This is a genomic window from uncultured Metabacillus sp. (assembly GCF_947503125.1).
Taxonomy (GTDB): Bacteria; Bacillota; Bacilli; order Bacillales; family Bacillaceae; genus Metabacillus.
On record NZ_CANNCR010000243.1, the window covers coordinates 1 to 202 of the forward strand.

The following is a 202-nucleotide window of genomic DNA, read 5'->3' on the forward strand; positions in this document are numbered from 1 at the left end:
GGTGACCCGTACGGGATTCGAACCCGTGTTACCGCCGTGAAAGGGCGGTGTCTTAACCGCTTGACCAACGGGCCATTTTTTACCAATTCAAATAAAGCAAAATAATAGCCCCAAATAAGGGGCCTTTACCTGGCAACGTCCTACTCTCACAGGGGGAAACCCCCAACTACCATCGGCGCTGAAGAGCTTAACTTCCGTGTTC

1 tRNA gene is annotated in these 202 nt (G+C 51.5%); it reads right to left on the reverse strand.

The window, feature by feature from the left end:
- Positions 1–2: 2 nt before the first annotated feature.
- Positions 3–74: transfer RNA gene (locus Q1B07_RS27015), tRNA-Glu, on the reverse strand.
- Positions 75–202 lie beyond the last annotated feature (128 nt).